Annotated in this window: 27 protein-coding genes; 15 read left to right on the forward strand and 12 right to left on the reverse strand. The window is 63.1% G+C overall.

What is annotated here, in order from left to right:
- Positions 1-6 precede the first annotated feature (6 nt).
- The gene (locus tag AACZ17_RS05920) at positions 7-1,233 is read right to left on the reverse strand and encodes a cytochrome P450 (protein WP_290740981.1); all 1,227 of its coding nucleotides are present in this window, start codon (positions 1,231-1,233) and stop codon (positions 7-9) included.
- A 70-nt stretch (positions 1,234-1,303) separates the two neighbouring features.
- A complete protein-coding gene (locus AACZ17_RS05925; RefSeq protein ID WP_290740984.1) occupies positions 1,304-2,584 on the reverse strand; it encodes an MATE family efflux transporter in 1,281 nt (426 codons plus the stop codon).
- Between the two features lie 377 nt (positions 2,585-2,961).
- Here AACZ17_RS05925 and coxB point away from each other — a divergent pair, with 377 nt between their 5' ends.
- From coxB to AACZ17_RS05945, 4 genes are read left to right on the forward strand one after another with little or no spacing between them, the layout of a single operon-like run.
- The gene (gene coxB / locus AACZ17_RS05930; RefSeq protein WP_290741481.1) at positions 2,962-4,116 is read left to right on the forward strand and encodes a cytochrome c oxidase subunit II; all 1,155 of its coding nucleotides are present in this window, start codon (positions 2,962-2,964) and stop codon (positions 4,114-4,116) included.
- A gap of 15 nt (positions 4,117-4,131) precedes the next feature.
- Positions 4,132-5,694 (forward strand): cytochrome c oxidase subunit I, encoded by a 1,563-nt coding sequence (ctaD, locus tag AACZ17_RS05935; protein ID WP_290740987.1) that lies wholly within the window; start codon positions 4,132-4,134, stop codon positions 5,692-5,694.
- A 27-nt stretch (positions 5,695-5,721) separates the two neighbouring features.
- Positions 5,722-6,282, forward strand: a complete 561-nt coding sequence (locus tag AACZ17_RS05940; RefSeq protein ID WP_290740990.1) for a cytochrome c oxidase assembly protein — start codon at positions 5,722-5,724, stop codon at positions 6,280-6,282.
- Between the two features lie 43 nt (positions 6,283-6,325).
- Positions 6,326-7,297: a cytochrome c oxidase subunit 3 gene (locus AACZ17_RS05945; RefSeq protein WP_290740993.1), complete on the forward strand. Its 972-nt coding sequence runs from the start codon at positions 6,326-6,328 to the stop codon at positions 7,295-7,297.
- 5 nt (positions 7,298-7,302) lie between these two features.
- On the opposite strand, the gene AACZ17_RS05950 is transcribed toward AACZ17_RS05945, so the two are convergent.
- Positions 7,303-7,557 (reverse strand): DUF2909 domain-containing protein, encoded by a 255-nt coding sequence (locus tag AACZ17_RS05950; protein ID WP_290740995.1) that lies wholly within the window; start codon positions 7,555-7,557, stop codon positions 7,303-7,305.
- A gap of 92 nt (positions 7,558-7,649) precedes the next feature.
- Here AACZ17_RS05950 and AACZ17_RS05955 point away from each other — a divergent pair, with 92 nt between their 5' ends.
- From AACZ17_RS05955 to polA, 5 genes are read left to right on the forward strand one after another with little or no spacing between them, the layout of a single operon-like run.
- On the forward strand, positions 7,650-8,399 hold the full coding sequence (locus AACZ17_RS05955; RefSeq protein WP_290740997.1) for an SURF1 family protein: 750 nt from the start codon (positions 7,650-7,652) through the stop codon (positions 8,397-8,399).
- A 3-nt stretch (positions 8,400-8,402) separates the two neighbouring features.
- Positions 8,403-9,065, forward strand: coding sequence for a hypothetical protein (locus AACZ17_RS05960; RefSeq protein ID WP_290740999.1), 663 nt, complete (start codon positions 8,403-8,405; stop codon positions 9,063-9,065).
- 9 nt (positions 9,066-9,074) lie between these two features.
- Positions 9,075-9,974, forward strand: a complete 900-nt coding sequence (cyoE, locus tag AACZ17_RS05965; RefSeq protein WP_290741001.1) for a heme o synthase — start codon at positions 9,075-9,077, stop codon at positions 9,972-9,974.
- 13 nt (positions 9,975-9,987) lie between these two features.
- Entirely contained in the window at positions 9,988-10,650 is a 663-nt protein-coding gene (locus AACZ17_RS05970) for an SCO family protein (protein WP_290741004.1), read from the forward strand.
- 21 nt (positions 10,651-10,671) lie between these two features.
- Positions 10,672-13,404: a DNA polymerase I gene (gene polA, locus AACZ17_RS05975; protein ID WP_290741007.1), complete on the forward strand. Its 2,733-nt coding sequence runs from the start codon at positions 10,672-10,674 to the stop codon at positions 13,402-13,404.
- A gap of 156 nt (positions 13,405-13,560) precedes the next feature.
- Here the strand turns inward: polA and yihA are convergent, their stop codons facing one another.
- Positions 13,561-14,217: a ribosome biogenesis GTP-binding protein YihA/YsxC gene (gene yihA / locus AACZ17_RS05980; RefSeq protein WP_290741010.1), complete on the reverse strand. Its 657-nt coding sequence runs from the start codon at positions 14,215-14,217 to the stop codon at positions 13,561-13,563.
- A 116-nt stretch (positions 14,218-14,333) separates the two neighbouring features.
- On the opposite strand from yihA, the gene AACZ17_RS05985 reads away from it, so the two are divergent.
- The 4 genes from AACZ17_RS05985 (at position 14,334) to AACZ17_RS06000 (ending at position 17,286) form a co-directional block, all read left to right on the forward strand.
- The gene (locus AACZ17_RS05985; protein ID WP_290741013.1) at positions 14,334-14,627 is read left to right on the forward strand and encodes a c-type cytochrome; all 294 of its coding nucleotides are present in this window, start codon (positions 14,334-14,336) and stop codon (positions 14,625-14,627) included.
- A 35-nt stretch (positions 14,628-14,662) separates the two neighbouring features.
- Positions 14,663-15,298: a c-type cytochrome gene (locus tag AACZ17_RS05990; RefSeq protein ID WP_290741016.1), complete on the forward strand. Its 636-nt coding sequence runs from the start codon at positions 14,663-14,665 to the stop codon at positions 15,296-15,298.
- A 112-nt stretch (positions 15,299-15,410) separates the two neighbouring features.
- Entirely contained in the window at positions 15,411-16,067 is a 657-nt protein-coding gene (locus tag AACZ17_RS05995; RefSeq protein WP_290741019.1) for a thiol:disulfide interchange protein DsbA/DsbL, read from the forward strand.
- 25 nt (positions 16,068-16,092) lie between these two features.
- Entirely contained in the window at positions 16,093-17,286 is a 1,194-nt protein-coding gene (locus AACZ17_RS06000; protein WP_290741021.1) for a GGDEF domain-containing protein, read from the forward strand.
- Positions 17,287-17,300: 14 nt separating this feature from the next.
- On the opposite strand, the gene AACZ17_RS06005 is transcribed toward AACZ17_RS06000, so the two are convergent.
- The 6 genes from AACZ17_RS06005 to AACZ17_RS06030 form a co-directional block, all read right to left on the reverse strand.
- Entirely contained in the window at positions 17,301-17,921 is a 621-nt protein-coding gene (locus tag AACZ17_RS06005) for an NAD(P)H-dependent oxidoreductase (RefSeq protein ID WP_290741024.1), read from the reverse strand.
- A 33-nt stretch (positions 17,922-17,954) separates the two neighbouring features.
- On the reverse strand, positions 17,955-18,962 hold the full coding sequence (locus AACZ17_RS06010; RefSeq protein WP_290741027.1) for a cysteine synthase A: 1,008 nt from the start codon (positions 18,960-18,962) through the stop codon (positions 17,955-17,957).
- Between the two features lie 83 nt (positions 18,963-19,045).
- Positions 19,046-20,263: a multidrug effflux MFS transporter gene (locus tag AACZ17_RS06015; RefSeq protein WP_290741029.1), complete on the reverse strand. Its 1,218-nt coding sequence runs from the start codon at positions 20,261-20,263 to the stop codon at positions 19,046-19,048.
- A gap of 36 nt (positions 20,264-20,299) precedes the next feature.
- The gene (locus AACZ17_RS06020) at positions 20,300-21,082 is read right to left on the reverse strand and encodes an SDR family oxidoreductase (RefSeq protein WP_290741032.1); all 783 of its coding nucleotides are present in this window, start codon (positions 21,080-21,082) and stop codon (positions 20,300-20,302) included.
- 110 nt (positions 21,083-21,192) lie between these two features.
- A complete protein-coding gene (locus AACZ17_RS06025) occupies positions 21,193-21,681 on the reverse strand; it encodes an Lrp/AsnC family transcriptional regulator (protein WP_290741034.1) in 489 nt (162 codons plus the stop codon).
- The gene (locus tag AACZ17_RS06030) at positions 21,678-22,145 is read right to left on the reverse strand and encodes an EVE domain-containing protein (protein WP_290741037.1); all 468 of its coding nucleotides are present in this window, start codon (positions 22,143-22,145) and stop codon (positions 21,678-21,680) included. The genes AACZ17_RS06025 and AACZ17_RS06030 overlap by 4 nt, the downstream gene beginning before the upstream one ends.
- Positions 22,146-22,485: 340 nt before the next feature.
- Here AACZ17_RS06030 and leuA point away from each other — a divergent pair, with 340 nt between their 5' ends.
- Positions 22,486-24,159 carry a 2-isopropylmalate synthase gene (gene leuA / locus AACZ17_RS06035; RefSeq protein ID WP_290741040.1) on the forward strand — a complete coding sequence of 558 codons (1,674 nt, stop codon included), beginning with the start codon at positions 22,486-22,488 and terminating at the stop codon, positions 24,157-24,159.
- Here the strand turns inward: leuA and AACZ17_RS06040 are convergent.
- A complete protein-coding gene (locus AACZ17_RS06040) occupies positions 24,141-24,863 on the reverse strand; it encodes an amino acid racemase (protein ID WP_290741043.1) in 723 nt (240 codons plus the stop codon). The two genes, leuA and AACZ17_RS06040, sit on opposite strands and share 19 nt — an antisense overlap.
- Positions 24,864-24,875: 12 nt before the next feature.
- The gene (locus AACZ17_RS06045) at positions 24,876-26,222 is read right to left on the reverse strand and encodes an amino acid carrier protein (protein WP_290741046.1); all 1,347 of its coding nucleotides are present in this window, start codon (positions 26,220-26,222) and stop codon (positions 24,876-24,878) included.
- Between the two features lie 65 nt (positions 26,223-26,287).
- Here AACZ17_RS06045 and AACZ17_RS06050 point away from each other — a divergent pair, with 65 nt between their 5' ends.
- The gene (locus tag AACZ17_RS06050) at positions 26,288-26,971 is read left to right on the forward strand and encodes a hypothetical protein (RefSeq protein WP_290741050.1); all 684 of its coding nucleotides are present in this window, start codon (positions 26,288-26,290) and stop codon (positions 26,969-26,971) included.
- Positions 26,972-26,977 lie beyond the last annotated feature (6 nt).

The following is a 26,977-nucleotide window of genomic DNA, read 5'->3' on the forward strand; positions in this document are numbered from 1 at the left end:
GCGCCATCAGCCCAGCCTGCTGAAACCGAGGGGCATGCGCTTGAAACCGTCCATGAAGTTGGAGCGAAAATGCGTCGGTGCCTCCAGCAAGCGCAGGTCGCCCATGCGTGACAGTATCTCCCGGGTCATCATCTCCAGGTTCAGCCGCGCCTGATGCTGTCCGGGGCACACGTGGACGCCGAAGCCGAAGGTGCGCATGGCGCGACGCGTCTGCGCCGGGTCGCGGGTGATGTCGAAGCGGTCGGGGTGGTCAAAGAGGGCCGGGTCCCGGTTGACTGAGGCCAGCAGGCAGACCACTTTGCTCCCCCGGGCAATCCGCTGCCCGGCAAGCTCGACATCGCGCATGGCCGTGCGCCGGGTGTATACCACTGTGTTGCGATAGCGCAGGATTTCCTCAACCGCCGACGGTATCAGCACCGGATCCGCCCGCAACAGCGCCAGCTGCTGAGGGTGGCGGATGAGTTCGTGGATCAGCCAGGACAGCGTGTTGCGCGTGGTTTCCGTGCCACCGATCATGAGGCCCTGGAAGATGACGCCGTACTCCTGATCGCTCAGCTTGCGGCCATCGATCTCCGCAGCCAGCAGCTCGCTGGTCATGTCGTTTCCCGGTTGTTCGCGGCGTTTGCCCGCGAAGGCCGCTGCCCAGGCGACCATCTGTGCCGAGGCCGCCCAGCCTTCCTCGCGGCTGCCGGCATAATCCGGGTCATTGGCCAGGGTTACCGCGTTGATGGCCGGCACCAGGTAGGCGTAGTCGTCGTCCGGCACCCCGAGCAGGGTAAACATCACGTGCACGGGCAGGTGCATGGCGACATCGCTGACGAACTCGCAGCTGCCGCGATCGATGATGTTGTCGATGATGGCGCTCACCTTCGCCTGCATCATGTCGCGGCGCGTCTCCAGCGCTGCCGGCCGAAAGGCCTGGTCAACCAGCGCCCGGCGCGACCGGTGTTCAGGCGGGTCGAGGAAAGTCATCGCCTGCCGCTGCAGTGCCAGCAGCTCCTCGGGAAAATCCTCCAGCAGGGGCCCGAAGCTGCTGGAGAACGTGGCCGGGTCGCGCAGTACCGCGTCGATGTCGGTCTTGTGCAGCACCAGCCAGTGCCCTCCTGCCGCACAGTCGTCTTCCTGCCAGACCACGCGGTGTTCGCGCCGCAGGGCCTCGATCGCCTCTCGTGGCGTGCCCTGGGCGAAGTTGTCGAGGTGCAGCAGGCTGCTGGTGAAGGGGCAGGCGGTCATGGCGGCTCACGGGGGCTGGATGAGATCCGGCCGAGACTAGCACAGGGTTGACGCCGGGGCAGCCCTCGCCCTAGCGGGTGACCTTTTCCGGCGGACGAAACCAGCCGTCGCGCGCAGACAGTTGCCGATAGCAGTGGTAGAGGGTCAGGCCCCGGGCCGCGTTGAACAGGGTGAAGGCCAGCCACAGCCCGTGGTTGCCCCAGGGCTGGCTGAGGTACCAGACCGGGAGGTAGACCAGAAAGGCGCTGGCGAGCATGGTCAGCATCATGTCCCGGGTTTCCCCGGTGCCGATGAACACTCCATCGAGCAGGTAGGTCGGCGCGGCGACAAGCGGCAGCAGGACCAGCCAGAAACGGTGCCCATCCAGCACCTCCAGCACCTCCGGCAGGCTGGTCAGTATCCTGAACAGCGGCAGCTGCAGGAGCAGGAAGGCAACGCTGAGCAGCATCGCAGAGCCCGCACACCACAGGCCACAGCGCCGCACCACCCGGTAGAAGCCGGGGGCGTCCCCGGCGCCGGCCCGGTTCCCGGCGAGGCTTTCGACGGCGTAGGCAAAGCCATCCAGCGCGTAGGCCGTCAGCAGCAGCAATTGCATCAACAGGGCGTTGGCCGCGAGGGTTGCCGCACCCAGTTTTTCGCCCATGCTGGTGAAAAAGGCGAAGGCTGCGAGCAGCGTAATCGTACGCACGAACAGGTGGCTGTTGCTGCGCACCAGCGCAAGGTAGGCCCGCGCTTGCAGCAGCTCGGCCAGGTCGGCGGGGAGTGGCGCCGCGCGCCGAACCACGCCGAACACGGCCAGTCCCAGGCCGAGGTATTCAGCGATCACGGTCGCCGTTGCGGCGCCGTCGCTGGCCAGGCCGAGTCCCACCACCAGCACGACGTCCAGTACGATATTGGCCAGATTGGTGACGATCAGTATCCACATCGGCCAGCGCGTGTCGCCGTGCCCGATAAACCACCCGATGATGGCGTAGGTCAGCAGCACCGCCGGTGCGCTGATGATGCGGATGCGCGCGTAGCTGTCCGCCAGCGTCAGCAATGCGGCGTCGGGCGCCATCAGCGCCAGTCCGGCCTGTAGCCACAGGGGATGCAGGAGCCAGACCAGGCTCGCCAGCACCAGTGCCAGTACACCGGCCCGGTACAGTTCAAGGCTGGCCCGAGACGCGCTGCCGGCCCCGAGTGCGCGCGCGACGCGCCCGGTTGTACCCATGCGCAGAAAACTGAAACCCCAGTAGAGGAACGACAACAGGGCGCTGCCGATGGCGACGGCGCCCAGATACCGCGTATCCTCCAGGTGACCCAGTATGCCTGCATCAACCAGGCCGAGAAGTGGAATGGAAATGTTGGACAAAATCGCGGGCCAGGCGATTCGCCATATTTTGTGGTCCAGTGATCCTGCAGTAACCATATCTAGCGCTCTGACGCCCGGTCGTGCGGCCTGAACCGACGGCGGCCAAACCCTCACAAAATCAGCATCTTAGTATTTTTTGCCCAAGAGTTTCGCTATAATCGCCGCGGCCTGCGATGCGACACTTGGTCGCAGGGGCTTGAAAATTGGCTGGAACAAGCATCTATCTCATTCCTCCCTTCCCCTGATGAAGGGCTGCGGCCCCCCGGTGCGAGATGCCCGTGGTCGCAGGAAAGGCGCGCTTTCGAGAGTGCTCTCAGGAACAGTGTAGTGCTCCACCGGCTGGGGGAGAGTTTGTGAAAATGAGGGAGACACGGGAAATGTTGTTGAAGGCGAACAGACTGCGTGAGCTGGCGCTTGGTCCTGTGCTCATGCTGCTTAGCCTGGCCAGTGCCGGTGCTGCAGCGGCGGGTGACAAGGTAAACCAGGTGAATATGGCACCCGGCGCCACCGAAATCGGCCAGAGCATTTACGACCTGCACATGCTGATCTTCTGGATCTGCGTCATTATCGGCGCGCTGGTCTTTGGGGTAATGTTCTACTCCATCTACTACCACCGCAAGTCGCGCGGCGTGACGCCATCCACCTTCCACGAAAGCACCAAGGTGGAAATTGCCTGGACCGTCGTCCCGTTCCTCATCCTTATCGGCATGGCGGTGCCCGCCACGTCGACCCTGCTGGACATCTACGATTTTGACGATGCCGAGATGGACGTCCTGATCACCGGGTACCAGTGGAAGTGGAAGTACGAGTACCTCGACGAAAACGGCGAGAATGTCTCCTTCTTCAGCAACCTGCGCACGCCGCAGGGCGAAATCTACAACACGGCGGAAAAGGGCGAGCACTACCTCCTCGAGGTGGATGAGCCGCTGGTTATCCCCGTGGACACCAAGGTGCGTTTCCTGGTCACTGCCAACGACGTTATCCACTCCTGGTGGGTGCCGGAGCTGGCTGTGAAGAAAGACGCCATTCCCGGTTTCATCAACGAAACCTGGACCAAGGCCAGCGTGGAAGGCATCTACCGTGGCCAGTGCGCCGAGCTCTGTGGCAAGGACCACGGCTTCATGCCGGTGGTGGTGAATGTGGTCAGCAAGGACGAGTACGCCGGCTGGCTGGAGACGAAGAAGGCCGAGGCCGCTGAAATCCGCGAGCTGATGGCGCAAACCTTCACCCTGGACGAGTTGATGACGCGCGGCAAGGCGGTCTACGAGCGCAATTGCCTCGCCTGCCACGGCGCCAATGGTGAGGGCGGTGTGGGCACCGCCATCGCGGGCAGCGCGATCGCCATGGGCGATGTCAGTGGGCACCTGGAAATTGGTATCAACGGTGTGCCGGGTTCTGCCATGCAGGCCTTCGGCGGCCAGATCAACGATGTGGAAATGGCGGCGGTGATCACGTATCAGCGCAATGCTTTTGGCAACAATATGGGTGACCTGGTTCAGCCTATTGATGTGTACAACCACAAAAAAGGCTAATTGGAGGAGTTAACGATGGGCGATCATCATCACGGTCCTGCCAAGGGCCTTAGCCGGTGGCTGTTCACCACCAACCACAAAGATATTGGAACCATGTACCTGTGGTTCTCGTTTTCCATGTTCATTCTGGGTGGCGCGTTCGCCATGATCATTCGCGCCGAGCTGTTCCAGCCCGGCATGCAACTGGTCAATCCCGCATTCTTCAACCAGATGACCACGCTGCACGGCCTGGTGATGGTGTTTGGCGCCATCATGCCGTCCTTCGTGGGTCTCGCCAACTGGATGATACCGATGATGATCGGTGCGCCGGACATGGCGCTGCCGCGGATGAACAACTGGAGCTTCTGGATCCTGCCTCCGGCGTTCCTGATCCTTGCGTCCACGCTGTTCATGGAAGGCGGAGCACCCAACTTCGGCTGGACATTCTATGCGCCGCTGTCGACCACCTACGCGCCGCCGTCAGTCACCTACTTCATCTTCTCCATCCACGTGCTTGGGCTGTCGTCCATCATGGGTTCGATCAACATTATCGCTACCGTGATGAACATGCGTGCCCCCGGCATGACCTACATGAAGATGCCGCTGTTCGTCTGGACCTGGCTGATCACCGCATTCCTGCTGGTAGCGGTTATGCCGGTACTCGCAGGCGCCGTCACCATGATGCTGATGGACATCCACTTCGGCACCAGCTTCTTCTCTGCCGCGGGTGGCGGTGACCCGGTGCTGTTCCAGCATATTTTCTGGTTCTTCGGGCACCCTGAGGTGTACATCATCATTCTGCCGGCGTTCGGTGTGGTCTCCCAGATCATCCCCACCTTCGCGCGCAAGCCCCTGTTTGGCTACGACTCCATGGTCTACGCCACGGCCGCCATTGCCTTCCTGTCCTTTATCGTGTGGGCACACCACATGTACACAGTAGGCATGCCGGTCGCCGGTGAGCTGTTCTTCATGTATGCCACCATGCTGATCGCCGTACCCACCGGGGTGAAGGTCTTCAACTGGGTGACGACCATGTGGCGCGGCGCCATGACCTTCGAGACCCCGATGCTGTTCTGCATGGGTTTCCTGGTGCTCTTTACCATCGGCGGTTTTACCGGCCTGATGCTGTCCATTGCGCCGGCTGACTTCCAGTACCACGACAGCTACTTTGTGGTCGCCCACTTCCACTACGTGATGGTGGCCGGTGCCGTGTTCTCCATGAGCGCCGCGGTGTACTACTGGCTGCCCAAGTGGTGCGGCCGCATGTACAACGAAACCATGGGCAAGACCCACTTCTGGATTTCGTTCGTGGGCTTCAACATCACGTTCTTCCCCCAGCATTTCGTCGGCCTGGCGGGCATGCCGCGGCGGATTCCGGACTATGCGCTGCAGTTTGCTGACTTCAACATGATGTCCAGCATCGGTGCCTTCATTTACGGCGCCTCGCAGATCCTGTTCCTGTACAACGTGATTGCGACGATTGTGGCCGGCAAGCCCACCAGCGAAGCGAAGACCTGGGAAGGTGCCGAAGGCCTGGAGTGGACGGTTGCCACACCGGCGCCCTACCACACCTTTGAAACGCCGCCGCAGGTACGCTAAACGCCTGTCTGGATTGAGGAGCGGAGCATGTTGAGAGTGAGTAGTAACCCGGTTGTCGACACCGTCGTCAAGTTGGCGTCGACCGCTGTAATCATGTTTGCTTTTGTATTCGTGGTCATGGTGCCGCTGTACAACGTGCTCTGCGATGCCCTGGGCATCAATGGCAAGACCAGCGGCGAAGCCTACACATCCGTGCAGGCCGGCGTGGACGAGTCCCGCACGGTGACCATCCAGTTTGTGGCCACCAACAACGAGGGTATGCCCTGGGACTTCGGTCCCTCAGTCACGATGATGAAAGTGCATCCGGGCGCCAGCAACGATACGGTGTTCCACGCTCGGAATCCGCTACCCAGGGCCATGGTGGCCCAGGCCATTCCCAGCGTGTCGCCCTCCCGGGCCGCGGCGTATTTCCACAAAACCGAGTGCTTCTGCTTTAACCAGCAACCGCTGGATGGCGACAGCTCGGCGGAAATGCCGCTGCAGTTCATTATCGACCGCGACCTGCCCAGCGACATCCACACGATCACGCTGTCCTACACAATTTTTGACGTCACAGATATGGTGGGCGGCTCTATTGCTGCACGCTGACACGCGGTCCGGGGGGGCCGCGTGATTACAACGGAGAAAGACAATGACAACCCAGAGTTCTACAGAGTACGAGAAGTATTACGTACCGGAAAAAAGCAAATTGGCGGTGTGCGCAACGATCGGCCTGATCCTCAGCACCTTCGGGGCCGCCAGTGTGATGAACGATATGACCTTTGGCGACGGTGCGACTACCGGCTCCTGGGGCATATTCTGGTTTGGCCTGTTCTTCTTCTCTGCAACGCTGTTCGGCTGGTTCCGCATGGCGATCAAGGAAAACCTGGCGGGTCTGAACAGCGCGCAGCTGAAGAAGTCCTATGTACTGGGCATGTTCTGGTTCATCTTTTCCGAGGTGATGTTCTTCCTCGCCTTTTTCGGTGCGCTGTTCTACGTGCGCACCCTGGTCGGCCCCTGGCTGGCCGGTGAGGGCGAAGGCGGTCGCATGAATCACCTGCTCTGGGAGGGCTTTGAGTACCAGTGGCCCATGCCGCTGACGCCCCAGGAAGCGGTGGGCGGTGTCGCCAACCAACCGATCGCCAACATGGGAACCTTCCAAAGCTACGAGAAGAGCATGGCGTTCAGCGAGGCGGCGGCATGGTATCTCTGGCTGCCGCTGTGGAACACCATCGTCCTGTTGTCTTCCAGCTTCACAGTGCACATTGCGCACATGGGTCTGCTTGACGGCAACAAGCGCAAGTTCAACATCTGGCTGGGTGTCACGGTTGCCCTGGGCATGCTGTTCGTCGCCCTGCAGGCGCTGGAGTACTATGAGGCCTATGCACACTTCGGTCTGACCCTGAACTCCGGGATTTACGGCTCCACGTTCTTCATGCTGACCGGCTTCCACGGCTTCCACGTCATCATGGGCATGACCATGCTGCTGATCCAGTGGCTGCGTTCAGTGCGGGGCGGCCACTTCACCGCTGATGATCACTTTGGTTTCGAGGCATCCAGTTGGTACTGGCACTTTGTGGACGTGGTCTGGGTATTCCTGTTCCTGTTCATCTACATTCTGTAGGGCTTCTACTCCCCGCTCTCCTCCGCCTGGGCGGCCGGACGAGGTCCGGCATCCCAGGGGTTGCGGTGTCCCAGCTTGCCGGTGGCAACGCCAAAGATCACGAGGCCTGCAAGTGCCAGGGCAAGCGTCAGGCGCACACCCAGGGAATGGAAGGTCCGGCGGCTGTTTTTATCGCCCTGATCGACCATCAGGAAGTAGAACCCGCTGCCCAGACTGGCCAGCAGCGCCAGCATCAATCCGATGATCATCAACTTCAACAATGTCCTGCTCCTTTCCGGAAACGCAGCAGTATAAACCAGCGGCCGGTACAGCTGGTGAATACAGCGCTACATTAACTGAACGGGGTTGAGGCATGGCAGCATTGAAACTGGACCTCGAGTGGCGCATCACGCTGTTTACGGCGCTGCTGTTTCCGGCTCTGGTGATACTGGGCTTCTGGCAGCTGGAACGCGCTGAAGAGAAGCGCGCGCTGGAGTCCCGCTGGGCGCAGCGCCAGAGCGAAGCACCGGTCGCGCTCCAGCAACTCGCCGCAGCGCCTGCGGAAACAATGGCCTACCGGCGCGTGTTGCTGCGCGGCGAGTTTCTACCCGACCACTATCTGCTGCTGGACAACCGCATGCATCGGGGTCGCTTCGGCAATGAGGTCCTGGGCCTGTTTCGCCTCGCCGACACCCGGCAGCTGGTACTGGTCAACCGTGGCTGGGTGCCCAGTGACCCGGCCCGCCTGAGCCTGCCTGAGGTACCCGAGCCGCGCGGTGTCACCCGCGTGACCGGGCACCTCTACGTGTCACCCGGTACGCCCTACCTGTTGGCGGAGCAGCAGTTGGCACCGCCCTGGCCGGTGCGCATACAGGCGGTCGATATGCAGGCGCTGCAACCCCTGGTGGCCGAGCTCGGCGACGCCGGGTTGTACCCCTGGATGGTGCGCATTGACCCCAATACTCCGGCGGCTCTTGTCGCCGACTGGCCGGTGGTGAATGCCAGCCCGGAAAAGCATCAGGGCTACGCCCTGCAATGGTTTACCATGGCCGCCGTTTTGTTGGTCTTTTTCCTGCTGCGCAGCTCCAACCTGTGGCGGCTTATCACGCGAAGAGAGGATTGAGTCATGCAGGAGCCCGCGCCGGGAGTGAATAACAGCCGTCTGGTTATCCTGCTCATCGCCGGTATTCCAGTCATCATGGTGCTCGCCGCCACCTGGCTCTGGTGGTTTGTTATCCGTGGCGACCTCGACCTGGTAGAAATCCTCGGTACAGCCAATCGAGGTGACTTGCTGGACCCGCCGCGCCCACTCGCGGAAGCAGGGCTGCTCTCACCCACCGGTGCTGCCCTGCCCTGGAGCAACGTCGACCACCAGTGGACGCTGCTGGTCACCCACCAGGGGGCACGCTGCGGCGCGCCCTGTGAGCAGAAGCTCTACCTGACACGGCAGATTCACCTGGCCTTGGGCAAGGAGTTTCCCCGGGTGCGACGCATGCTGATCAGCGACCGTGCGCCGTCGGATACCGGCATGTCGGTGGCCGAGCTGTCCGACGGCAAGCCGGCCCCCGCGGACTTTTCCGCGCTGTTGGCGTCGGAGCACGGCAGTGTCGCGGTGGCACGTATGGACGTCGCGGCCTGGCCAGCGCTGTTTCCGGAAACCCTGACGACGGAAGACGTCTGGTACCTGGTGGACCCTGCTGGCTGGGTCATGATGACGTATGATAGCGCCGACAGTTACAAAGACGTGATCTCTGATCTGAAATTCCTGCTGAAGAACTCCGGGGACTGAACGAGCCCAATGACTGATATGGCCGCTACAGCCAAAGCCACCTGGCGCGACTACAAGGAGCTGACCAAGCCCAATGTCGTGCTGCTGATGATTCTGACGTCGGTGATCGGCATGTTCATGGCCGTGCCCGGCATGGTGCCACTGGATGCCCTGATTCTCGGCAACCTCGGTATTGCGCTGTGTGCGGGCGCTGCGGCAGCGGTGAATCATCTGGTTGACCAGCGTGTAGACCAGCGCATGGCCCGCACCAGCAAGCGGCCGATTGCCCAGGGTCGCGTCGGCACGCTGCAGGCGGCGGCTTTCGCCACGGTGCTGGGTGGTGCGGGCATGGCCATTCTGCTCATCTGGGTCAACGCGCTCACCGCCTGGCTCACCTTCGCCTCCCTGGTGGGCTACGCGTTCATCTATACCCTGTTTCTCAAGCGCGCCACGCCGCAGAATATTGTCATCGGTGGCCTTGCCGGTGCTGCACCGCCGCTGCTGGGCTGGACCGCGGTGACCGGCGAGATTCACGGCCACGCACTGCTGCTGGTGCTGATCATTTTTGCCTGGACGCCGCCGCACTTCTGGGCGCTGGCGATTCACCGCAAGGAAGAGTACGCGGCGGTGGATATTCCCATGCTCCCCGTGACCCACGGCGACGCCTTCACGCGCCTGCATATCCTGCTCTACACCGTGCTCATGTTCCTGATCACGCTGCTGCCCTTCGTCACCCGTATGAGCGGCCCGCTGTACCTGCTGGGTGCCGTCGTGCTGGGCGGTGGCTTTCTCTACTGGGCCATCGAGCTCATGCGCAACCGCAATCCCGCGGCGCCGATGGAGACGTTCAAGTATTCGATCATCTACCTGATGGCCTTGTTCGTGATCATGTTAATCGATCACTATGTTTTCCCGATGACTGCAGCCTGAGGACCAAGCCACCATGAGCGACAGCAAGACACCCAGCCAGAGCCGCGGCATTCGCTGGACCGTTATCGGGGTTCTGGTGTTTATTCTGGTGATCGTTGCCGGTTTCGTGAACCGTATCAACCAGCCGCGCGTGATGACGGCTGCCGACATGCAGGCGAACGGGGCATTCCTGCTGCAAACCCCCCGCGACATGGGTGACTTTGAGCTGATAGACCACCGCGGCCAGCCCTTTGTACCGGCCAGCCTCGAAGGCCAGTGGACGCTGATCTTCTTCGGTTTCACCTACTGCCCCGACATCTGCCCCACCACCATGGCCTTCCTCGACCAGTTTGTGCAGGCCCTGGAGGGCACCGAAGTCGAAGACACCCGTGTGGTGATGGTTTCCGTCGACCCGGCGCGCGATTCCGTGGAGCAACTGGCCAGCTACGTGCCCTTCTTCAACCCCGAGTTTCTCGGCGTGACCGGCGAATTTCTCGACATTCACCGGTTTGCCACCGCCCTGAACACGCCCTTCCGCAAGGTGCCGGGACAGGACGAGAATTACCTCGTCGACCACAGCGCCAACGTGGTACTGATCAACCCCCGCGGCGACTACCACGCGTTCTTCAAGGCGCCGCTGGATCTGGCAAAAATGAAGCTGACCTACCGGTCAATCCGGGTTCTCTGGGACCATTGATCCGCATCACGGGAGGCCCTCATGGCTGATAGCGTCGCGCCTGTTGTCCTGGTGGACGGTTCCTCGTACTTGTACAGGGCTTTCCACGCACTGCCGCCGCTGAACACCTCGAAAGGCGAACCCACCGGTGCCGTGAAGGGCGTGATCAGCATGCTGCGTCGCCTGCTCAAGGACTATCCGGAAAGTCCGGTGGCGGTGGTCTTTGATGCCAAGGGCAAGACCTTCCGCGATGACCTGTTTGCCGAGTACAAGGCCCAGCGTCCCGCCATGCCGGACGAACTGCGCGCCCAGGTGGAACCGATACACGCCATTGTCCGCGCCATGGGTCTGCCGCTGATCTGCGAGCCCGGGGTCGAGGCGGACGACGTGATAGGCACCCTGGCGCGCCAGGCCACCGAACGCGGCCGCCCGGTGGTTATCTCCACCGGCGACAAGGATATGGCGCAGTTGGTGAACGAGCACACCACACTGGTCAACACGATGACCGATACACGGCTGGACGAGGCCGGTGTCGAAGACAAGTTCGGTATCCCGCCGTCCCGCATCATCGATTTCCTCGCACTGATGGGTGACAAGGTCGACAATATCCCCGGGGTGCCCGGCGTGGGGGAGAAAACCGCACTGGCGCTGCTGCAGGGGCTGGGTGGCCTGGATGATATCTACGCCGGGCTGGATCGGGTGGCCAGCCTGGACTTTCGCGGTGCGAAGAGCATGGCGGCAAAGCTTGAAGCCGAGCGCGAGCGCGCCTACCTGTCCTACCAGCTGGCCACGATCAAACTCGACGTGCCGCTGCAGGAGTCGGTAGAAGACCTGCACAACGGAGAGCCCGACACCGAAGCGCTGCGCGAATGGTATACGCGGTTGGAATTCCGCAGCTGGCTGGACGAACTGCTGCAGGGCGCTGAGCCCGGTGCCGTGGAGGGCGACAGCCCCGCGAGCACTATCGAAACCCACTGGGAGGTGCTGACGGAGGCGCCCGCGCTGGAGCGCTGGCTGGCACGTCTGGAGGCGGCTGAGCTGTTCGCCTTCGACACGGAGACGACCAGCCTCAATTATATGGAGGCACAGGTTGTGGGGGTCTCGTTCGCGGTGCGCCCCGGTGAGGCCGCCTACGTGCCGCTGGCGCACGACTACCTGGGCGCGCCGGCACAGCTGGATCGCGACGCCGTGCTCGCTCGCCTGCGGCCGCTGCTGGAGGATCCGGCGCGGGCAAAGGTGGGGCAGAACCTGAAGTACGATGCCAGCGTCCTGGCCAACCACGGCATCACCCTGCGCGGCATCCGCCATGACACCATGCTGGAATCCTACCTGCTGGATTCCACAGCCACCCGGCACGACATGAACAGCCTCGCGCTGAAGTACCTCGGCTACAAGACCATCCACTTCGAGGATATCGCCGGCAAGGGCGCGAGGCAGCTGACCTTCAACCAGGTCAAGGTGGAGGATGCGGGCCCCTACGCGGCTGAGGATGCCGATATCACCCTGCGCCTGCACGAGGCATTGTGGCCGCGCCTGTCGGCGCTGCCCGGGCCGGCGTCGGTGTACACCGACATCGAGTTGCCGCTGGTGCCCGTGCTGTCCCGAATCGAGCGCACAGGAGCGCTGGTCTCGCGGGAACTGTTGCAGCAGCAGAGTCGAGAGCTGGGTGAACGCCTGCAGCAGCTGGAGGCCGAAGCCCACGACCTTGCCGGCGAAGCCTTCAACCTGGGCTCCCCCAAGCAGCTGGGTGATATCCTGTTCCAACGGTTGGAACTGCCCGTACTGCGCAAGACCCCGACCGGCGCGCCCTCCACCGCCGAGGAGGTGCTGGCCGAGCTCGCCCTGGATTATCCGCTGCCGCGCGTACTGCTGGAGTACCGCGGTCTGAGCAAACTGAAATCCACCTATACCGACAAACTGCCCGACCTGCTGAATCCACAGACGGGGCGTATCCACACCTCCTACCACCAGGCGGTGACGGCGACCGGACGCCTCTCGTCGTCCGACCCCAACCTGCAGAATATTCCCATCCGCACCGAGGAAGGGCGGCGCATCCGCCAGGCGTTCATTGCGCCGCCGGGGTACCGCATTGTGGCGGCGGACTATTCGCAGATCGAGTTGCGGATCATGGCGCACCTGTCCTCCGACGCCGGTCTCCTGCACGCCTTTCGCGAGGGCCTGGATGTACACCGGGCCACGGCTGCCGAGGTCTTCGGGGTGTCCCTGGACGCGGTATCCGCCGAGCAGCGGCGCAAGGCCAAGGCCATCAACTTCGGCCTGATCTACGGCATGTCGGCGTTCGGGCTGGCGCGCCAGCTGCACCTCGGTCGCAACGAGGCTCAGGACTACATCGACCGCTATTTCGAGCGCTACCCGGGCGTGCAGGATTATATGGATCGCACCCGGGCCAGTGCGCGCGAGCAGGGTTACGTGGAAACCCTGTTTGGGCGCCGGCTTTACCTGCCGGAAATCAACGCGCGCAACAAAATGCGCGCCCAGGCCGCCGAGCGCACCGCCATCAATGCGCCCATGCAGGGCACGGCAGCCGACATCATCAAGCGTGCCATGCTGCAGGTGGACCACTGGCTGCAGGCGTCGGATGTGGACGCCCGTACCATCATGCAGGTACACGACGAACTGGTGCTGGAAGTCGCGGAAGATGCGGTCGAACAGGTGTGTGACACGCTTTGCAGCCTGATGAGTGAAGCCGCGGAACTGGCGGTGCCGCTGCTGGTGGAAGCGGGTTCTGGAAAAAATTGGGATGAGGCGCACTGAGGCGCGGAACTTTCGGGAATCTGCCCAGTCATAGAGTTCGTAGCATGCTGCTACTGTTCCGCCGGCTCCCCCCCATGAGCCGCTCGCGGAACAAGTCTCTTCCCCAGAGACCCAAGCTGTCCCGGCTGCCTGTCCCCCTACGGGTAGCCGGGTTTTTTATGCCTCCGTTTCCCCCGTGGTGTCGTCCTCGTACACGCTGATGTCGGTCAGCCAGGCGTTCAGCACCGCTATCAGCTCCTTGTGACCGCTGTGCTTGAGGGCGGAAAACAGCTGAACGCTGACCGTGTCACCGTGCCTCTGCAGCTGCCGCTGTACCTGCAGCAGCGTGGTCCGCGCCGGACCGTTCTTCAGCTTGTCGGCCTTGGTCAGCAGAATGTGTACCGGCATGCCGGCGGTCACCGCCCAGGTGAGCATCTGCTGGTCAAAGGGCTGTAGCGGATGGCGAATATCCATCAGCAGAATGAGGCCGCGCAGGCTCTGGCGTTTTTGCAGGTAATTTTCCAGCTGTTTGGTCCACTCCTGCTTCACCGCGAGGGGGACTTTCGCAAACCCGTAGCCCGGCAGGTCGACCAGTCGCTGGGTATCACTGAGGCTGAAAAAGTTGATCAACTGCGTCCGGCCCGGTGTGCGGGACGTCCGTGCGAGCTTTGGGTTGCCCGTCAAGCTATTGATTGCAGAGGATTTTCCCGCATTTGACCGGCCGGCGAAGGCCACCTCCCAGCCCGTGTCTTCGGGGCATTGTGAGAGCCGGCTGGCGCTGGTCTGGAAACGGGCACTGCGGTAGTCGGGCCGTTCCGGAGCGGGTGCTTGCATGAGATGCGCTTGCCTTTTTTGCAGGGGGTATCTCGTATATAATGCCACAGCTTTCCCGGGACCGAGGGAAAACTCCGTGTCCCGAATTACCCCGCAACAAGCAGCAGAGGTGTAGCATGAAAAAATTGTTGGCAGTTGGCGCCATGGTCTTTGCCGCCGGTGCGATGGCGGAGCCGCCCATGGACAAGTACAACAAGAGTTGTGCTGTGTGCCACAACGCAGGCGTTGCAGGGGCTCCCAAAACCGGTGATGCCGCCGCCTGGGCTCCGAAAATGGAGAAGGGCATGGACGCGCTGGTCGCGTCGGTCAAGAACGGCCTCAACGCCATGCCGCCCAAGGGCATGTGCTTCGATTGCACCGATGAGGACTACGCAGCCCTGATCACGTACATGTCCACGCCGGCGCAGTAAGGCGTCGTAACTCTAGGTTCCAGTCTGGAAGTGTCATGAAGAAAGCCCTTGTTCTTTGCGCAGCCCTGGTGGGTTTTGCACACACTGCAGGTGCGGCGACGCCGTTCCTGCAAGGCGATCCCGCAGCCGGTGAGTCACTCACCATGGTCTGCAGTGCCTGCCACGGTGCCGACGGCAACAGCCCGGCCCCCAACTTTCCCAAGCTGGCGGGCCAGGGGCAGCGCTATCTGCTCAAGCAGCTCATGGACATTCGCGATGGCGCACGTCCCATCCCCACCATGGCCGGCCAGGTCGATAACATGACCGACCAGCAGCTGGCGGACATTGCGGCCTTCTACGCCAGCAAGCAGGTCACCGGCAGCCAGGCAGACCCGGAGCTCGTCGCACTGGGCGAGAAGGTCTACCGCGCTGGCGTTGCGGAGCGCAAGGTTGCCGCCTGCAGCGGCTGTCACTCACCCAACGGCAGGGGCAATGCGCTGGCGGGTTACCCCGCCCTGCACGGCCAGCACCCCGAGTACATTGCGGCGCAGTTGCGTGCCTACCGCAAGGGCTATGAAGACCCGACCGGGCGCACCAACGACGGCGACACCAAGATCATGCGCGCCAACGCGTTTGGCCTCAGCGACATGGAAATCGAAGCCGTTGCCAGCTACGCCGCCGGCTTGAAATAAGCCGCTTCAGCAGTATCGGAAAAGGTGGCCATTGAGCCACCTTTTTTATCCGGGGTAGAACGGTACGCCGGAATCGTGGTCTGATAACGGTAATCTGACAATGGAGAATCTCATGTTCAAGCGTTTTTTCGCCCTTGCCCTGATGCTGCTGACTCCCCTCGCAGCCGTCGCCCAGGACGCCGACACCCCAGACTGGGAAGAGGGCACCCACTACGACCTGATCGTGCCGGCACTGCGCACAGCCGACCCGGACAAGATCGAAGTGGTGGAGTTTTTCTGGTACGGCTGTGGGCACTGCTACACCTTTGACCCCCTGATCAGCCGCTGGAAGGAAACCCTGGCCGATGACGTCGACTTCAAGGGTTCGCCTGCCGTATGGAACAAGCCCATGGAGCTGCATGCCGCCATGTTCTATACCGCCGATGTACTGGGGGTGCTGGATTCCCTGCACACGGTGATGTTTCAGGCCATGAATGTGGATGGCAAGCGGCTGGGTTCGGAAGCGGAAATTCGCCAGCTGTTTACGGCCAATGGCGTCAGCGGTGAAGACTTCGACAAGGCGTTTTCCTCGTTTGGGGTCAGCAGCCAGGTGCGTCAGGCCAACAGCCGCGCCCGCGCAGCGAAGATTACCGGCACGCCGGAAATGATGGTGAACGGCAAGTACCGCATCAGCATCCGCAAGGCGGGCAGCCAGGCGAACATGCTGAAGCTGGCGGATTTCCTTATCGAAAAAGAGCGCGCTGCCGCGCAGACCGCCGCCGCCTCCTGATATCGGAGGTCTGACCGAGCGCGCCGTGGAGGCCATTTACTACTCGCCAATGCTGCTGGGCGTTTGCCTGCTGTTGGCGGTTGCCATTTGCTCCACCGCGCTCTGGTATGTCTCGCGTCCCTACGCTGGCCCCGTGTTCTGGATGGCCGGCAGCTGGACGCTAATTGCGGGTATCGTCCTGTTTTTCGGCTTTATCGCCACCGGCAGCCCGGTGCTCAATGTATTGGGCAACGCGGGTCAGCTGACCGGTGAAGCCCTGTTCCTGATCGGCATCTTCCACTTCATGGGCCGTCCCCTGCCCTGGTGGACAGTCCCCGCCAGCGTCGGAGTCATGGTCGCCTTCAACGTCCACTACTGGGTGGACGACGGCAACTCGGATTTCCTCATGGGGGTGTACTCCACAATCGCGGGTTTACTGCCGTTGCAGGCGATCTGGCTGCTGTTCAAGAGTCGCGAGGATCCTGCCACGCGTCCCGCCCAGCTGCTGGTGGGCGTCAGCTTGCTGATCTACAGCGGCGTGGTGCTGTTGCGGGGCTTCCACGGCTACTCCGACTGGTTGCAGGACGAGCCCTACGTGTTGCCCCTGAATTCCTACAGCTACCTCCTGCCCTATAATTTCGGCATCCCGGCGCTGGTGATGGGCTTCGTCGGCGTGACGCTGATGACCATGCAGCGCATCCTCGCTGTGGGGCGCACGCACCAGCTGCGGGCCGAGCACCTCGCCACCCGCGATGACCTCACCAACCTGCTCAATCGCCGCGCGTTTCGCACGGTCGCCGAGCGCGATCTGGCCCGGGCCCTGCGCCAGGGGCACTCACTGTGCCTGGCCATGATCGACCTCGACCATTTCAAGCGGCTGAACGACAACCACGGGCACAGTTTCGGTGACCGCGCCCTGCGGCATGTCGCCGATGTCTGGCAGCGGCAGCTGCGCGAGACCGACGTGCTGGCGCGCTACGGCGGTGAGGAGTTTGTACTGTTACTGCCGGATACATCGCCGCAGGAGGCGCGGGTGTTGCTTGATCGCGCGCGACTGGCGGTAACGGGCACCGCCCTGCACGTCGATAAACAGCCTGTGAAGGTCACCTTCAGTGCCGGCATTACCGAGGCCAGGCCGGGGGATACCATCGACCTGCTGCTCAGCCGGGCCGACGAGGCGCTGTACCGGGCCAAGGACGCCGGCCGCGACCGTGTGGAAGTCTTCGCGCCAGCCAGCTGACCGGCCCGCTTCACTCACATGCCGCTGGGATACACGTCCAGAGCACCTTTACCGCTGGCTCTCACCTGGCGCAATGCCAGGGCATATTCCCTGAGCAGCTCCAGACAGTAGATCAGTCGATCGCGGTGATAGGTGTGGGGGTCCTGGTCGTTGTCGTTTTCATCCTCGTTGAACGCCCCGTTTACATTGCGCACGATCAGGTGCTCCGGTATGAAGCACAGGCGGTTGTTCTTATACCCGCTCATGCGCAATTCCGCCACCGGATAGGCGCCCCCGATGGAACCCGATACGGTAACGATCAACCCGGGTTTGTGCGCGAGCTCGCCACCGGCGGTCCACAGCAACAGGAAGTTCTTCAGGGCGGCGGGCACCATGCCGTGCCACTCCGGCGCAATCAGGATGAAGCCGTCACAGCCGTGCAGGGCAGTGCGCAGCGGATCTAGGATCGCCTGCCACCGCGCGTCCTCCGCATCCCAGACACCCTCCTCCCAGAGAGGCAGCGGATCTTTGCCGAGGTCGAGGAACCAGACATCGTCGCAGAGCTTGCGCTCCAGCAGGGTGTGCCTGATATAGCGGCCAACCTTGCCACTCTGTGAATCGGGGCGATGACTGCCGCTGATAATGCCCAGTTTCATGGGGGGTCTCCGTAGTGCCAATGAGGGGGTGGGTCAGATGTCCAGCCAGGGGGGTACCGGCAGGCCCTTGTTGTGCAGGAACGCGGGGTTGAACAGCTTGCTCTGGTAGCGATTGCCGTAGTCGCAGAGGATCGTGACGATGGTGTGCCCGGGCCCCAGGTGTTCCGCAAGCTTCACCGCACCGGCGATGTTGACCCCGGCAGAGCCGCCCAGGCAGAGGCCCTCGTACTGCAGCAGATCGAACAGCAGCGGCAGGGCCTCTGCATCCGTCACGGTAAACGCGGTGTCCACTCTGGCCTGCGCCACGTTGCCCGTCACATGGTTGATGCCGATCCCCTCCATGATCGAACTGCCCGCGCTCGGCGCGAGTTCGCCGCAGTTGAAGTAGTGGCTCAACGAGGCGCCCTGCGGATCGGCGAGGCCGATGGTGATGCTCTCGCTGTGCGCCTTGAGTGCCTGGGACACACCCGCCAGGGTGCCCCCGGTACCCACGGCACAGATGAAGCCGTCAATCTCGCCCCCGGTCTGCCGCCAGATCTCCTCGCCCGTCGTGTCGCGGTGGATGTTCATGTTCGCCAGGTTGTCAAACTGCCGCGCCCAGATGGCGCCCGCGGCCTCGGTGGCGGCATACTTCTCTGCCAGTCTCCGTGCGGTGTGCACGTAGTGGCCCGGTTCGCTGTAAGACGTGGCCGGCACCAGGTGCAGGTCGGCGCCGAGCAGTTCCAGGGTGTCGATCTTCTCCCGGCTCTGGCTGATCGGCATGACGACGGTGCTGGTGTAGCCCAGGGCATTGGCCAGCAGTGTCAGCCCGATGCCGGTGTTACCCGCCGTACCTTCCACGATTCTGCCACCCGGGCGCAGTTCACCGCTGGCCTCCGCGGCGCGGATAATGCCGAGCGCAGTGCGATCCTTCACGGAGCCGCCGGGATTCATGAATTCCGCCTTGCCCAGAATACGGCAGCCCGTGCGCTCAGACACCTGGCGCAGGTACAACAGCGGTGTATTGCCGATAAGCTGGGTAACGTCTGCAGCGCTGTCCACGGCGCGATTCTCCGGTAAAAGCGAAGCGGCAGTATGCCACAGCCCGTGCGGCCGGTCAGTGTCCTGCCGCGCACGGACCGGGTTCAGTGCGCCGGCGTGTCCTCGGGGTTGCGGCTGTGCAGTTTGCGGGCCAGCAGTGCGAGCGCAAGCCCCGCCAGGCCGAGCAGCAGAATCCCCGCCAGCATGGGTTGTGGTGAGTCGTGCAGGAACAGACCGATCAGGCCTCCCGCCACCGCCGAGACGGCCATCTGGATAAAGCCGAGCAGCGCGGATGCGGTGCCGGCCATGTGCGGATAGGGCTGGAGTGCGAGGCCCATGGCATGCGGCAGCGTGAGCCCCATACCCGCGGTATACAGCATCATTGGTACCGCCAGCGCCGCGACACTGGTGTCGAACAGGGTCCCCGCGATCGCCATGCCCAGGCTGGCGACGGCAACCACCACCGTGCCGATGAGCAACACGCGGGTGGAGTCCAGGCGTGTGGCGAGTCGTGCGCTCACTGCGCTGCCCGCGATATAGCCCGCCACGGTGGTGAGGAATATCGGGCCGAAGTACTTCACCGGCAGCTGCAGCATCTCGATGTAGACAAAGCCGGATGACGCGAGATAGACCATCATGCCGGCGTAGACCACCGAGCTGCTGACCACGACCGCCATGAAACGCCCGCTGCGCACCAGCACGCTGTAATTGCGCAGGATGGTGCCGGGGTGCAGGCTCTGGCGCACCGGCAGCGACTCGCCCAGGTAGCGGTTGAGTACAATGAGGACCAGTGCACCGTACAGCCCCAGAAACACGAAAATACTGCGCCAGGGGAAGAACAGGGTCAGCAGGCTGCCCAGACTGGGTGCCACGGCAGGTGCCAGCGCCATCAGCATGGCGATCAGGGACAGGGCGCGCGCAGCCCGGCGCGGCCCGAACAGGTCGCGGGTGATAGTGCGTGCCAGTGTCGGCCCGACACAGGCGCCGATGCCCTGCAGAAAGCGGTAGGCCAGAAGCTCGTCGATCGTGGTGGCCAGGCTGCAGCCGACGCAGGCGGCAATGAACAGCAAGGTGCCTGCGGTAATGACCGGCTTGCGGCCGTAACGGTCGGCCAGGGGCCCGCAGAACAGGTGAAACACGGCGAAGCCGGCCAGGTAGGCACTGAGGGTCAGTTGAATGCTGCCCACGTCGGTGTCCAGTGCAAGCCGCATGGCGGGCATGGCGGGCAGGTACATATCCACACTGAGCGGACCCAGCGCAACCAGCGTCGCCAGCAGGGCCAGCAGCCAGGGGGAATCAGCGGTGAGGTGTCGTGAACTCATGGGTCGCGGATGCTATCACGCGCATCGGCTACCCGGTCACTGTTTCTCGAACTTCAACACCGTTTTCCACCACAGTCGCGGCAGCAGCGCGTGCCAGAGCATGAGCAGGCGGGCCTCACCCGGGTAGATAATATCCCGGTTTCTGGCAATGCCTTTCTCGATCGCCGTGACAATTTTTTCCGGGTCGGACAGGCGGCCCGTTTTCTTTGCCTCAATCAGGCTGGCGGGCCCATCTGTCGCCAGCGTCTGGTCGATCAGTGGCGTGTTGACGGGCGGTGGGCACACCAGGTGCACCTGCACCCCGGAGTCCCGCAACTCATTCTGCAGTATCTCCACATAGGTGTTCACAGCGGACTTGGTGGCACAGTAGCCGCCCATGTGGGTGACCAATGCGTACCCGGCCACCGAGCCAAAGGCGATAATGCGGCCGCTGCGCCGGCTGAGCATCGACGGCAGTACGCTGCGGATCATGTAGGTGGTGCCGAAATAGTTGATGCGAAACAGGCGTTCCATACCGTCATGGGTATGGTCGATCAGTTTGTGGCTGGGCATCAGTGCCGCGGCGTGTACCAGCAGATCGATGGGGCCGGTTTCCTGCTCTACCCGCGCGACCTGCCGCTCCACATCGCCCAGGTCGCCGATGTCGCAGCGCTGCGCGCGAATGCGGTCGTCCTCGGCACAGGTTGCCTCGAGCCCGGCCTCGTTGACGTCGAAAATCACCACCCGGGCACCGCGCGAGGCCAGGCGCAGGGCGATGATGCGCCCCATGCCGCTGGCGCCACCGGTTACCAGGGCCACTTTGTTCTGCATATCAAGCATGGCATGACTCCCGTTCTGGCACGCCCATCATGCGTCCAATGGCGAAGTTCGGGCAAGCACTGTGTTGGCCGCGGGCCAGGTGCGCGGTGCCGGCCCGGCACCGAGACCCGTCACACCTCGGTGTCGTTGTCCACATGATCCAGGGGCAGCGCGGTGTTCTGCACTACCCGCCGCAGCTCGAAGCTGGAGTGCACACCGGTTACGCCGGGAATGCGCGTGAGCTTGCCGAGCAGGAAGCGTTCATAGTGCTGCATATCCGGTATAACGGCCTTCAGCAGGTAGTCAGCGCTCTGGCCGGTGACCACCGAGCACTCCATGACCTCGGGAAAGGCCCGTACCTGCTCCTCGAAGGCGTCGAAGCGGTCGGGTGTGTGCCGATCCATGCTGATGCCGATGTAGGCCGTGAGTTTCAGCCCCAGGCGAGACTGGTCGAGCAGGGTAACGGTGCCGAGGATCAGGCCAGAGTCCTCCAGCCTTTTCACCCGGCGCGCGCAGGGCGTGGGCGAGAGGCCAACCCGGTCAGCGAGCTCGAGATTACTGATGCCCCCTTCTTTTTGCAGGATATCCAGGATGCGGCGGTCGATGCGGTCCAGCTTCATGCGCCGGCTGCCAGTTGCAGAATGAGGTTGCGGTGCCCGGGCGCCACCGGCATGACCGACAGGCGGCTGCGCTGCAGCAGCGCAAAGCCCTCGAGTTGCGCGGCGTGCAGCCTGAGTTCGGCGAGCGGCAGCGGGCGCGGCAGGTGGCTGCGGTAGCGGATATCGCGCAGCACCCAGCGCGGGTTGTCGCGGTCGCTGCGCGGGTCGTAATAGGGTGAGTGCGGGTCGAACTGGCTCGGGTCGGGCCGCGCCGGGCCCACCACGTCGGCCAGCCCGACAATGGCCGGCACCGCGCAGCTCGAATGGTAGATAAAGACCTCATCGCCCGGCTGCATGCCGTCGCGCAGGAAGTTGCGCGCCTGGTAGTTGCGCACGCCGTCCCAGGGCTCGGTCTGCGCGGGCCGCGCCGCCAGATCGTCCAGGCTGAAGGTATCCGGCTCGGTTTTCAACAGCCAGCAGGCCATGCCACGCCCTCCTCCGGGTGCGTTTGATACGTTGGTTCAGAATGCGGGAAATAAGGCTAACATAGGCGTAATCACTATTAAAATATAAAAAATTAAGTATAAACACTAATTTTGGCCCGAGGTCGGTGGTTATTTGCAGGAATCCTCCGTCTCACAGGCGTTATACTATGCCTTCGGCTGATGCAGCATCTGTTGCCGCAATGCACCCCGCTTGACCCGGGCGGATGTGCAGCACAGCGGGCTTCACAAGAGCTGGTCAGGCAGGACACAACCCTGCGCGCCCCCAGATGTACAGCCGCATGTATTCGCCGCCCGGGCAGAACCGACAGAGGACAGGGCCATGAGCCAATTTGATCATCGCAAATACCCGCCTTTCGCGCCCGTGCGCATGACGGCGCGCCGCTGGCCGGACAGGCAGATTACCCAGGCGCCGCGCTGGTGTAGCGTCGACCTGCGCGATGGCAACCAGGCCCTGATCGAGCCGATGACGGCGCGGCAGAAATCGCGCCTGTGGGACCAGCTGGTGAAGATTGGCTTCAAGGAAATCGAGGTGGGGTTTCCCTCTGCCTCCAGCCACGACTACAACTTCTGCCGGGAGCTGATCGAGAACAACCGCATTCCTGAGGACGTCACCATCCAGGTGCTCACCCAGGCGCGCCCGGAGCTGATCGAGAAGACCTTCGAGGCCTTGCGCGGGGCTCGCCGCGCCATTGTGCACGTGTACAACTCCACCTCGACGGTGCAGCGCGAGCAGGTGTTTGGCCTCGATCGCGCGGGCATCATTGATATCGCGGTCAAGGGCGCCGAGCTGGTGCGCGATGTGGCGGCCCGCTATCCGGACACGGAATGGGTGTTTGAGTACTCGCCGGAAAGCTTTACCGGTACCGAGCTGGATTTTGCCGTGGAGGTGGTCGACGCAGTGACGGCGGTGTGGCAGCCGACGCCTGCGCATCCGGTGATTATCAACCTGCCGGCAACGGTGGAGATGAGTACGCCCAACGTCTACGCGGACCAGATCGAGTGGTTCTGCGATCACGTCAGGAACCGCGAAGCCCTGCTGATCTCGTTGCATACGCACAACGACCGGGGCTGTGCGGTAGCCGCGGCCGAGCTCGGTGTTCTGGCCGGCGCCGACCGCGTCGAGGGCACGCTGATGGGCAATGGCGAGCGCACCGGCAACATGGACATCGTCACCATGGCCATGAACCTCTACAGCCAGGGCGTCGATCCACAGCTGCAGCTCGCACACATGGACGAAATCATCCAGACGGTGAAAGAGTGCACCCAGTTACCCGTGCATCCCCGCCACCCCTACGCCGGGGAGCTGGTGTTCACGGCGTTCTCCGGCAGCCACCAGGACGCCATCAAGAAGTGTCTGTCCCGGCGCGAGGCGCAGGCGCCCTGGCAGGTCGCCTACCTGCCGATCGACCCGGCAGATATCGGCCGCTCCTACCAGGAGGTGATTCGCATCAACAGCCAGTCGGGCAAGGGCGGTATTGCCTATGTGCTGGAGCGCAATTACGGCTACGAACTGCCGCGTTGGCTGCAGATAGACTTCAGCGCTGCCGTGCAGGCGTTCGCCGAGAAGCAGGAATCTGAAGTGACGCCCGAGGCGATCCACGATCTGTTCCAGCAAACCTACCTGAGCGATGCAGGCCGCTGGCGCCTCGGCGATTACCAGGTGAGTCGCGCCGACAGCATTGATCAACTGCAGGCGGAGATTTTCGACGGCGCGGCGCGCAGCGCCTTGACCGGCACCGGCAACGGGGTTGTCGCGTCGTTTGTCGATGCCATGCAGCGCTTCACCGGTCGCCAGATTGTGTTGGTCGAGTACAGCGAGCACGCCCTTAGCCAGAGCGCCGATGCCGAAGCGGTGTGCTATATCCAGCTGAACATCGACGGCGAGCGCTACTGCGGCGTCGGTCGTAGCTCCGACATCATCCAGGCGTCGCTGGAGGGTATTCTCGGCGCCATCAATCGCGCGGCGCGCCAGGGTCAGACCGCGGCGGCGTAGTCGCCGCGGGCCAGGGCTACGGTCCTCGCCACCAGCAGGTCTGTTGAGGACAGCAGCTCCACGCCGGTGTCCGCGGCCTGCAACAGCAGCGGGATTTCGGTACACCCCGCGATCAGCAGTTCAGCACCGCCGAACGCGAGGCTGGCGGCGAGGGATTGCAGCCCGCTGCGCAGGTCGGCGCTGCGCTCCCCACTCTTGATGCGGTACAGCAGCTCCATGAAGCGCGCCTGCTCACTGTGGTTCCAGAGCAGTGGCTCGCGTCCCGCCGCGCGCAGTGCCTGTTGGTACAGGCCCGCCTGCAGGCAGCCGTCTGCAGCCATCACGCCTACACGTCGGGCCGGGTGCGCAGATACAGTGTCCATCACCACATCGATGATACTGACAAAGGGAATGCCCACTACGGCGCGAATCTCCCCCGTGTAGGCGTGGGCCGTGTTGCAGACCATGACCAGGAAGTCCGCGCCGGCACGTTCCAGCCGCTGGGCCATGGCGGCAAGGGCGGGTCCGGCATCGGGTCCGCTGCCGGCGATGGAGGCATGCCGGTTGGGGATATGCGGGTTGTGGTCCACCAGCATGTGGATATGCTCCTGATCCGTGCTGGCCGGTGTCGCCGCCAGTACCCGCGCCATAAAGTCCACGGTGGCCTCCGGCCCCATCCCACCCAGGATGCCCGCCACTTTGCCCGTCGGATGATCAGCCGCCATGTGCCGTTCCTCTCAGTAGGGATGACGCTGGAAATACTCCCGCGCCGCCATCCGTACCTTGCCCGCCAACAACAGGGTGGACACCATGGTGGGGATGGCCATCAGGCCGTAGGAGCCGGAAATCAGGTTGAACACGACATCGATGCTGACCGTGGCGCCGAAAACGACCGCCAGTACAAAAAACCAGCGGTAATAGGTCTGCAGCCGCGCGCCGAACAGAAAGCCAAAGCACTTGGCCCCGTAATACCACATGGTGAACATGGTGGTGCTGGCCAGAATAAGCGTGACAAAGAGCAGCAGGCCGCTGCCCAGGCTGCCGAGATCCTGACGGAAGGCGTTGGCGGTCAGCGTGATGCCGGACAGCTCTCCCGGGTCCTGCCAGGTGCCCGCAAGCAGAATCACCAGGGCGGTGCAGGTGCAGACAATCAGCGTGTCCGCTACCGGGCCGAGCATTGCCACAAGGCCTTCCCGCACCGGCTCGTTGGTGCGCGCGGCACCGTGCGCCATGACCTCGGTACCCACCCCGGCCTCGTTGGAGAACACGCCGCGGCTGACACCGATCAGGATCACACCGACCAGGCCGCCACCCACCGCCTGGGGATTGAAGGCATCGGTAACAATGCTGGCCAGCAAGCCCGGGACCCGCTCGCTGTGCAGCAGCAGCAGGTACAGGGTCATGGCCATGTAGGTCACCATCATCAGCGGCAAGAGGGTGACCGCAACCCTGGCCACGCGCTGTAGCCCGCCGAAGACCACGGCGGCCACCACGGCGGCCATGACGCAACCAATCAGCAGATTTGCACTGCCCGGGGCCTGCCCGGCGAACAGGTTGTCACGGATGAGTGCGGTGAGCTGGTTGGCCTGGAAAATGGGTAGGGTGCCGATCAGGCCGGCGAGGGAGAAGAGGATTGCCAGCGGGAAAAAAGCGCGCGGCAGGGCTTCGCGAATGATGTACATGGGCCCGCCCTGCAGCTGTCCTGCACTGTCCTTGCCGCGGTACATCACCCCCAGCGTGCAGGTGAAGAACTTGGTCGAAATCCCGACGAGCGCCGACATCCACATCCAGAATACGGCGCCCGGGCCACCGGCCGCGATGGCCAGCGCCACGCCGGAAATATTCCCCATGCCCATGGTGCCCGAGAGTGCTGCGGCCAGCGCCTGCGCGTGGCTCAGCTCGCCCGGTTCACCGGGGGTATCGTGTCGTCCCAGCATGATGCCGATGGCATGGCCGAAGTGGCGATAGGGCAAAAAGCGTGAGTACAGGGCAAAAAACAGTCCCCCGCCCAGCAGCAGCACCACCAGCGGTGTGCCCCAGACCGCGTTGGCAAAGCTGGCCGTGAGCTGTTGCAGTGAGTCCATCGGCGCTGCACCTCCGCTTGGCAAAAAGCGGCAGAATAGCACAGGGTGGTGCTAAACTCCGGGGCATGAATCTGCGTGTCATCGCCCTGCTGGCTGCGGTGTTGCCCTTCGCCGCGGTACATCTCACCTGGTTGCTGGCGGCCAGTTACGGCCATGTTGACTGGTGCAATCCCTACCTTGATAGCTGCACCTCAATCAGTGCCACCGGGCGGCAGCCTCCGGCCAGTTACCTGTTCCGCGCCACCATGTTGCCCGCCGCCGTGATTCTGGCTCTCTACTGGTGGATCAACTATGCCTGGCTGCGGTCTCTTCCCGGTGGCAACGCCTCCGCCCCGGCACTGCGCTGGATGCTGTGGCTGGGCCTGCTGGCCAGCCTGGGGCTGATTCTGTACGTCACGGTGCTGGGTGAGGCGGGCGACGCGTGGCGCTTGCAGCGGCGCGCTGGCACGGTACTGTTCTTTTCCTTCACGTTCCTCGCGCAGTTGCTGTTCGCCGCCCAGCTGCGCGCCCTGGCCGCCCAGTTGCCCGGCGCCCGGCGGCTTGCCGCCGCCATGCTTGTTCTCTGCGGCCTGTTGCTGGCGCTGGGGTTGCTCACGGTCGTGCTGCAGGCCTGGGATGGTGTATTGTACGACTCGGTCGAGGATGCTTTTGAATGGATGTTAAGCCTGCTGCTGCAAACCAATTTCCTGCTTGGCTACCTGCTCTGGCGACGCGCCGGCTGGCGGCTGCAGTTTGTTGCCCCGCGCTAGCTGCCG

It is taken from the genome of uncultured Haliea sp. (assembly GCF_963973825.1).
In the GTDB taxonomy this organism is placed as follows: domain Bacteria; phylum Pseudomonadota; class Gammaproteobacteria; order Pseudomonadales; family Halieaceae; genus Haliea.

Excerpts from the sequence above, each read along its gene's own strand:
- AACZ17_RS05920 (WP_290740981.1), bottom strand. The coding sequence starts at position 1,233 with ATGACCGCCTGCCCCTTCACCAGCAGCCTGCTGCACCTCGACAACTTC.
- coxB (WP_290741481.1), top strand. The coding sequence starts at position 2,962 with ATGTTGTTGAAGGCGAACAGACTGCGTGAGCTGGCGCTTGGTCCTGTG.
- ctaD (WP_290740987.1), top strand. The coding sequence starts at position 4,132 with ATGGGCGATCATCATCACGGTCCTGCCAAGGGCCTTAGCCGGTGGCTG.
- AACZ17_RS05940 (WP_290740990.1), top strand. The coding sequence starts at position 5,722 with ATGTTGAGAGTGAGTAGTAACCCGGTTGTCGACACCGTCGTCAAGTTG.
- AACZ17_RS05945 (WP_290740993.1), top strand. The coding sequence starts at position 6,326 with ATGACAACCCAGAGTTCTACAGAGTACGAGAAGTATTACGTACCGGAA.
- AACZ17_RS05955 (WP_290740997.1), top strand. The coding sequence starts at position 7,650 with ATGGCAGCATTGAAACTGGACCTCGAGTGGCGCATCACGCTGTTTACG.
- AACZ17_RS05960 (WP_290740999.1), top strand. The coding sequence starts at position 8,403 with ATGCAGGAGCCCGCGCCGGGAGTGAATAACAGCCGTCTGGTTATCCTG.
- cyoE (WP_290741001.1), top strand. The coding sequence starts at position 9,075 with ATGACTGATATGGCCGCTACAGCCAAAGCCACCTGGCGCGACTACAAG.
- AACZ17_RS05970 (WP_290741004.1), top strand. The coding sequence starts at position 9,988 with ATGAGCGACAGCAAGACACCCAGCCAGAGCCGCGGCATTCGCTGGACC.
- polA (WP_290741007.1), top strand. The coding sequence starts at position 10,672 with ATGGCTGATAGCGTCGCGCCTGTTGTCCTGGTGGACGGTTCCTCGTAC.
- yihA (WP_290741010.1), bottom strand. The coding sequence starts at position 14,217 with ATGCAAGCACCCGCTCCGGAACGGCCCGACTACCGCAGTGCCCGTTTC.
- AACZ17_RS05985 (WP_290741013.1), top strand. The coding sequence starts at position 14,334 with ATGAAAAAATTGTTGGCAGTTGGCGCCATGGTCTTTGCCGCCGGTGCG.
- AACZ17_RS05990 (WP_290741016.1), top strand. The coding sequence starts at position 14,663 with ATGAAGAAAGCCCTTGTTCTTTGCGCAGCCCTGGTGGGTTTTGCACAC.
- AACZ17_RS05995 (WP_290741019.1), top strand. The coding sequence starts at position 15,411 with ATGTTCAAGCGTTTTTTCGCCCTTGCCCTGATGCTGCTGACTCCCCTC.
- AACZ17_RS06005 (WP_290741024.1), bottom strand. The coding sequence starts at position 17,921 with ATGAAACTGGGCATTATCAGCGGCAGTCATCGCCCCGATTCACAGAGT.
- AACZ17_RS06015 (WP_290741029.1), bottom strand. The coding sequence starts at position 20,263 with ATGAGTTCACGACACCTCACCGCTGATTCCCCCTGGCTGCTGGCCCTG.
- AACZ17_RS06020 (WP_290741032.1), bottom strand. The coding sequence starts at position 21,082 with ATGCTTGATATGCAGAACAAAGTGGCCCTGGTAACCGGTGGCGCCAGC.
- AACZ17_RS06025 (WP_290741034.1), bottom strand. The coding sequence starts at position 21,681 with ATGAAGCTGGACCGCATCGACCGCCGCATCCTGGATATCCTGCAAAAA.
- AACZ17_RS06030 (WP_290741037.1), bottom strand. The coding sequence starts at position 22,145 with ATGGCCTGCTGGCTGTTGAAAACCGAGCCGGATACCTTCAGCCTGGAC.
- leuA (WP_290741040.1), top strand. The coding sequence starts at position 22,486 with ATGAGCCAATTTGATCATCGCAAATACCCGCCTTTCGCGCCCGTGCGC.
- AACZ17_RS06040 (WP_290741043.1), bottom strand. The coding sequence starts at position 24,863 with ATGGCGGCTGATCATCCGACGGGCAAAGTGGCGGGCATCCTGGGTGGG.
- AACZ17_RS06045 (WP_290741046.1), bottom strand. The coding sequence starts at position 26,222 with ATGGACTCACTGCAACAGCTCACGGCCAGCTTTGCCAACGCGGTCTGG.
- AACZ17_RS06050 (WP_290741050.1), top strand. The coding sequence starts at position 26,288 with ATGAATCTGCGTGTCATCGCCCTGCTGGCTGCGGTGTTGCCCTTCGCC.